Source organism: Streptomyces sp. NRRL B-24572, from assembly GCF_002156145.1.
In the GTDB taxonomy this organism is placed as follows: Bacteria; Actinomycetota; Actinomycetes; order Streptomycetales; family Streptomycetaceae; genus Streptomyces; species Streptomyces vietnamensis.
In genome coordinates this window covers 1-6,320 of sequence record NZ_MWIG01000923.1, presented here as the reverse complement: position 1 = coordinate 6,320, position 6,320 = coordinate 1, and the positions used below count along the sequence as shown (strand labels likewise).

General features: G+C 72.2%; 5 protein-coding genes. 3 read left to right on the top strand and 2 right to left on the bottom strand.

Going from position 1 to position 6,320, the window contains the following annotated elements; translation table 11 throughout:
• On the top strand, window positions 1-578 hold a 578-nt coding region (locus CCN56_RS38310), incomplete at its 5' end, for an LUD domain-containing protein (RefSeq protein ID WP_086832264.1).
• Window positions 578-1,432 carry an amidohydrolase gene (locus CCN56_RS38305; RefSeq protein ID WP_256962389.1) on the top strand — a complete coding sequence of 285 codons (855 nt, stop codon included), beginning with the start codon at window positions 578-580 and terminating at the stop codon, window positions 1,430-1,432. The genes CCN56_RS38310 and CCN56_RS38305, both read left to right, overlap by 1 nt.
• 252 nt (window positions 1,433-1,684) lie before the next feature.
• On the opposite strand, the gene CCN56_RS38300 is transcribed toward CCN56_RS38305, so the two are convergent.
• Entirely contained in the window at window positions 1,685-2,086 is a 402-nt protein-coding gene (locus tag CCN56_RS38300) for a helix-turn-helix domain-containing protein (RefSeq protein WP_179200146.1), read from the bottom strand.
• Between the two features lie 153 nt (window positions 2,087-2,239).
• Here CCN56_RS38300 and CCN56_RS38295 point away from each other — a divergent pair, with 153 nt between their 5' ends.
• Window positions 2,240-3,991: a beta-galactosidase gene (locus CCN56_RS38295; protein ID WP_086832261.1), complete on the top strand. Its 1,752-nt coding sequence runs from the start codon at window positions 2,240-2,242 to the stop codon at window positions 3,989-3,991.
• Between the two features lie 171 nt (window positions 3,992-4,162).
• On the opposite strand, the gene CCN56_RS38290 is transcribed toward CCN56_RS38295, so the two are convergent.
• A partial coding sequence (locus tag CCN56_RS38290; protein ID WP_086832260.1) for an RICIN domain-containing protein occupies window positions 4,163-6,320 on the bottom strand: 2,158 nt, incomplete at its 5' end.

The following is a 6,320-nucleotide window of genomic DNA, read 5'->3' as shown; positions in this document are numbered from 1 at the left end:
ACGTCGAGCCCGGCCGGGACCGGGTGGCACTGTTCGCCGAACGCGTTGCCGACTACCGCGCCACCGTCACCACCACCGGCCCGGCCGGCCTCCCCAAGGCCATCGCCACGGCACTGACCGCACGCGGCACCCGCCGCCTCGCCCTGCCGGACGGCTTCCCGGCCCACCTGCTCCCCTCGGGCGACGACTGGGAATGGGCCCCGGAGCCCCTGGACGTCCGGACCCTGGACACCCTTGACGGCACGGTCACCCTCGCCGCCGCCGGCATCGCGGTCACCGGCACCCTCGTCCTCGACACCGGCCCCGGCCAGGGCCGCCGCGCCCTCACCCTCGTCCCCGACCACCACCTGTGCGTCATCCACGCCGAGCAGATCGCCGACGACGTCTTCGACGCCCTCGCCCACCTCGACCCCACCCGGCCGCTGACCTTCATCTCCGGACCGTCCGCCACCAGCGACATCGAGCTCGAACGCGTCGAAGGCGTCCACGGCCCCCGCACCCTCGACGTCATCATCGTCACCGAGCCCGTCGTCGAGGCCTACGGTGAAGCCGGTCTCGACGCCGTATGGGAGCTGTGATGGAACGCCGGATCATCGATGCCCACCACCACGTCTGGGACCTGTCGGTCCGCCCCCAGTCCTGGATCAGCGGCGACCGGCTCGCACCGCTCGCCCGCTCCTTCACCCTCGACGACCTCGCCCCCGAGGCCCGCGCCGCCGGCGTCACCGCCACCGTCGTTGTCCAGACCGTCTGCGTCCCCGAGGAGACCCCCGAGCTCCTCGCCCTCGCCGCCGACAGCGACCTCGTCGCCGGCGTCGTCGGCTGGACCGACCTGACCGCCCCCGACATCACCGACACCCTCGCCGCCCTCCGCGAAGCCCCCGGCGGCCACCACCTGGTATCGATCCGCCACCAGGTCCAGGACGAACCCGACCCACGCTGGCTCCTGCGCCCCGACGTCCGCCGCGGCCTGACCGCCGTCGCCCGCGCCGGACTCACCTACGACCTCGTCATCACACCCCACCAACTCCCCGCCGCCACCGCCGTGGCGGCGAGCCTGACCGGCCTCACCTTCGTCCTCGACCACCTCGGCAAACCCCCCATCGCCACCGGAACCCTCGACCCCTGGGCCGCCGACCTGCGCCGCTTCGCCGCCCTCCCCAACACCGTCGCCAAACTCTCCGGTCTCCTCACCGAAGCCGCCCCCGGCAGATGGCGCACCGACGACCTCCGCCCCTACACCGACACCGCCCTGGACGCCTTCGGCCCCCACCGCCTCCTCTACGGCTCCGACTGGCCCGTCTCCACCCTCCAAGCCGACTACACCCACGTCCTCCGCCTCACCGAACAGCTCACCGAGGCGCTCTCCCCCACGGAGAAGGACGCTGTCTTCCGCCACAACGCCACCCGCGTCTACCACCTGCCCGGGTAGAGCCGCCTCCGGCCGGTCACTCCGGCAGGCGGGCGCGGAGTGCGCCTCACAGCAGGACGCTCTCGGCGGCGGCGCAGGACATTCGCCGCCGCCCTCAGCCCTCAGCTCACCGGCGCGGGAGGCGGGCAGCGAGACGACCGGCGCCGCGGCGGTCGAGCCGACGCTGATGGTTGCCGCGGCACAGACCGTGCCGAGCACGCACTCCTGGTGCTCCACGCGGGGCCACCCCGGGGGAGGTCCGCGAGGCGGCGCTCAAAAGCGGCGCCGTCGGGCAGGGTGCACCGGGTCAACCAGGTGACGGGCGAGGTGGTCGGCTCGCTCCTCCCTGCCGAGCTGGGCGAGGACGGCTCGTCCCCCGGCATGCGCGTGCGCGCCGGCCCGGAAGTCCATCCGCTCCCCGACCGGCGGCTCCGTCATCCCGCCGGGCGCCTCGGTCGCGAGGTCGATCAGCTCGCATCTCCGTGGTCCGTCGCGCACCACGCCCTCGTGGACCAGGGTGCGCAGCAGGTGGTACGTGGTCGGCAGCGCGGCGCCCCGGGCCGGTTGTTCGGCGCCAGCGCCGCCGACCCGCTGCTCCAGGGCACGGAGCAGGCGCAGTGCGCGCCGTATGGACCGGATCGGGGTCTGTCCGCATGGAGCGGGTACGTCGGCCATGCATATCTCCCCCAAAGAAGACCCGCTCCTCGAGGATCCCCGTGTCCCCGGACCGGTACCGGGCTTGCCAGCGCCAGGGTGTTTACGTAAACATACACATGCTGGCGACTTCCAGGCCCGCATCGCACCCTTCTACACAGGAGCACACAGCGCATGCCCGTTCTCCAGACAGACCAGGCCGGCTTCCTGCTCGACGGCCATCCCTTCCGCATCCTGTCCGGCGGGCTGCACTACTTCCGGGTCCACCCCGACCAGTGGCAGGACCGGCTCCGCAAGGCACGGCTCATGGGCCTCAACACCGTCGAGACCTACGTCCCCTGGAACCTGCACCAGCCACGCCCCGACCGTTTCGTGATGGACGCAGGCCTCGACCTCCCCCGCTTCCTCGACCTCGCCGCCGCCGAAGGACTGCACGTCCTGCTGCGCCCCGGCCCGTACATCTGCGCCGAGTGGGAGGGCGGCGGCCTGCCCTCCTGGCTGCTCGCCGAACCGGACATCCGACTGCGCACCCGCGACCCCCGCTTCCTCGCGGCCGTCGACGACTACTTCGAGCGACTCCTCACCCCACTGCGGCCGTACCTCGCCTCACAGGGCGGCCCGGTCCTGGCCGTGCAGGTGGAGAACGAGTACGGGGCCTACGGCGACGACACCGCCTACATGGAGTGCATCGCCGACTCGCTGCGCCGCTGCGGGGTCGATGTCCCCCTCTTCACCTGCGACCAGCCGGTCGACCTGGAACGCGGCGCCCTGCCCGGCGTGCTCGCCACCGCGAACTTCGGCAGCCGATCGGCCCACCACCTGACCGACCTGCGCGCCCAGCGCCCCGAGGGGCCGCTGATGACGTCCGAGTTCTGGATCGGCTGGTTCGACCGCTGGGGTGCGCGCCACGTCGTCCGCGACCCGCAGGAGGCCGCCCGCGAGCTCGACGAACTCCTTGCCACCGGCGCCTCGGTCAACTTCTACATGTTCCACGGGGGCACCAACTTCGGCTTCACCAACGGCGCCAACGACAAGCACACCTACCGGCCCACCATCACGTCGTACGACTACGACTCCCCCCTCGACGAGGCCGGCGACCCCACCGCGAAGTACACCGCCTTCCGCGACATCATCGCCAAGTACGCGCCCGTGCCGGCCGAGCCCGTACCGGCGCCCGGTCCCAAGCTGGCCGTCCCGGCCGTCGCGCTGACCGAGAGCGCCCGTCTGCTGCCGAGCGCGGCCGCGCTCGCGACGGCGGTGGAGTCCCGCCGCCCGCTGACCATGGAGGAGCTGGAGCAGGACTTCGGTTTCGTCCTCTACGAGACGCCCCTGCCCCTCGCGGGACCGGCGCTCCTGGAGATCGAGCAGGTGCGCGACCGCGCCCAGGTCTTCGTCGACGGACAGCCCGTCGGCGTCCTGGAACGCGAGAACCACGAGCACGCCCTGGCCTTCACGGTCCCCCGGGCCGGCAGCGTGCTCTCGGTCCTGGTCGAGAACCAGGGCCGGGTGAACTACGGCGAGGGCATCCACGACCGGAAGGGTCTGCTGGGGAAGGTCCTCCTCGACGGCGTCGAGCTCGCGGGCTGGACCCAGCACGCACTCCCCCTGACCGAGCTGGACCGCGTCCCGTTCGCGGCGACCACGACCGTGCCCGTCGGCCCGGCCTTCCACCGGGGCACCTTCGAGGTCACGGACCCCGCCGACACCTTCCTGCATCTCGACGGCTGGACCAAGGGCAACGCCTGGGTCAACGGCTTCCCCCTCGGCCGCTACTGGTCCCGCGGCCCGCAGGCCTCCCTGTACGTCCCCGCCCCCGTCCTGCGCGCGGGCACGAACGAGATCGTCGTCCTCGAACTCCACGCGGGCCCCCGGACCCGCACGGTGAGCCTGCGCGAGACGCCCGACCTCGGGCCGACCGAGGAGTAACCAGATGCCCGGAGCGCCGGGTTCGGACATCCCACCCCCGAACCCGGCGTTCCGCCTCTTGCGTGCGCCGACGTACGCTCCTCGGGACTTGCGCGCCCAGGCGCCGCCGACCGCGTACAACAGAAGGCCGGGCACCGACCCAGTGGTCGGTGCCCGGCCCGTCTTGCGTTGTCAGCCGATGCGGAGCTGCTGGTTGGTGCCGCCGTTGCAGGCGTACTGGCGGACGGCCACCCCGTCCGCGGTCGAACCGCCCTCGATGTCGAGGCACTTGCCGCTGTGCCGGGCCATCAGAGTGACGTGGCTCGTGTCGACGCTGTGCACGGCCCACTCCTGGTTCCGGCCGCCGTTGCAGCCGTACTGGAGGACCTGGGCACCGTCGGCGGCCGAAGCCCCGCTCACGTCCAGGCACTTGCCGCTGTGCCGGGCGACCATGTTCACGTAACCAGTGGAGGCGGGCCGCAGGGACCACTGCTGGTTGGCGCCTCCGTTGCAGCCGTACTGGAACACCTGGGCGCCGTCGGCGGTCGAGACGCCCGCCACGTCGAGGCACTTGCCGCTGTGCCGGAAGACCGGGGTCTGCCAGACGTCGGCGGCCGTGGAGCGGAAGGTCCAGGACTGGTTGGCGCCGGCGGTCGGCCGGTAGACGCCGACGGGCGCACCGTCGGCCGTCGACTCGCCGGACACGTCGAGGAGTTGTCCGGTGGCGCTGTTGACCAGGGTGGCGTGGCCGTCACCGGCGGTCGAGCGAATCCACTGCTGTTCGGCGCCGGCTCCGGGGGTGGCGAAGCCGAGCGCGCCCGCCGTGACCGAGAGCGCCTTGCCCGTCTTGGCACTGGTCACGCGGTACGTGGCGGTGCTGCTCCAGTCGGTCGCGGAGGTCTTGGTGAACGTCCACTGCTGGGCGGTGTCGGCGGTGTTCGCGGTCCGCTGCACCAGGCTGTCCTGGCCGGCCACGGTGGTGACGGCGAGGGCCTTGCCGCTGTTGTCGTTCAGGATCTGCCGGGGCGCACCGGTGGGGGTGCCGGTGTCGGCGGCGTTCACGCCGGTGGCGCCCGGGAGCACGAAGGTGGTGACGGAGCCGGGAGCGACGGTGGCCCGGAGGGCCTTCCCCGTCACGGTGAGGTCCGTGCCGCGCTCGACGTTCCGCGTGGCGTCGGTGGTGTAGCGCTCGACGGCGCCGCCGGTGGTCTCGAAGCCGCCGAGGTCGAGGGTGAGGTCACGGGCGGTCGAACCGTGGTTGGTGTGGACGAGGACGAGGCCCTGGCCGTTCGGGCGGACCGCCGCGAGGGTGTCGGGGTCGTCGGTGGGCACGACATGGGCGCCGGGACGGATGAACCGGCTGTACTGGGCCATCGTCCAGTACTTCTTGTTCTTGCGCAGGGGCTCGGTGGCGGCGTCGGCCGGGGTGAAGTCGGTCTGGATCAGACCCCAGTTGGAGTTCTCGCGCTCCGGGGTCATGTTCTCGTAGTCCTCGACCGCCTGCCACAGCACCCAGGCGCTGGGCTCCAGCTGCCGGATGTCCGTGGTGATCTTGGCGGCGAGGTCGAGTCCCGGTCGCATGTCGGTGAAGCTCTGGCCGACGCTGCCGCCGAGGTCGTTCTCCGACATCCACAGGGGGGTGCTCTCCCCCTTGGCGATGTCCCGGACGGCGGTGCGCCCGCCCGTGTTGTAGGTGTGGACGTTGATCCGCCCGACGGCGTCCCGGACGGCGGGGGCGTACTGGCTCCACTGCCAGGAGGCGACGTCCGGGCCGTAGTCGTCCATGGCGGAGACCTTGGTGCTCTTGCCGGCCGCGTCGAGGGTGGTACGCAGGGTGCTGACGATCCTGGCCACGGAGGCGGGGTCCCAGTGGGAGCCCTCCTGCCGTCCGCCGGCCTTCCAGTAGCTCGCGGAGGGCTCGTTGACCGGGGAGATCGAGGTGAAGGTGACGCCGGAGCCCTGCTCGGCGCGGCGCAGTGCGCCGGAGAGGTAGGCGGCGAACCGGTCGTACTGGTCGGAGCGGAGGTTGTCCGACCCGCCGTCCACGGAGCCGGAGACGAGACCGCTGTTGGTCATGAAGTACGGGGCGGAGTTCGAGAACGCCTCGAAGGTGGTGGCGCCGCGGGCCTTGGCGGCGGTCAGCCACCAGCGCTGGTTGGCGTCGGCCCGGTCGTTCCAGTGGGTGGGGTTGTTCGGGTCCCACCAGCCCGGGGTCTCCGCTCCCGGCCGGTTCCAGTAGCCGGGGACGGCACCGCCGGCCCGCATGTACGGGGTGGTCTCGGGGCTGTCACCGCCACCGATGTTGTAGCGGGCGATGGTGAAGCCGAGACCGTCGGCGCCGTAGAGGGCG

What these genes read in the sequence shown, in the direction of transcription:
- CCN56_RS38305 (WP_256962389.1), top strand. Translation starts at nt 578, where the DNA reads ATGGAACGCCGGATCATCGATGCCCACCACCACGTCTGGGACCTGTCG.
- CCN56_RS38300 (WP_179200146.1), bottom strand. Translation starts at nt 2,086, where the DNA reads ATGGCCGACGTACCCGCTCCATGCGGACAGACCCCGATCCGGTCCATA.
- CCN56_RS38295 (WP_086832261.1), top strand. Translation starts at nt 2,240, where the DNA reads ATGCCCGTTCTCCAGACAGACCAGGCCGGCTTCCTGCTCGACGGCCAT.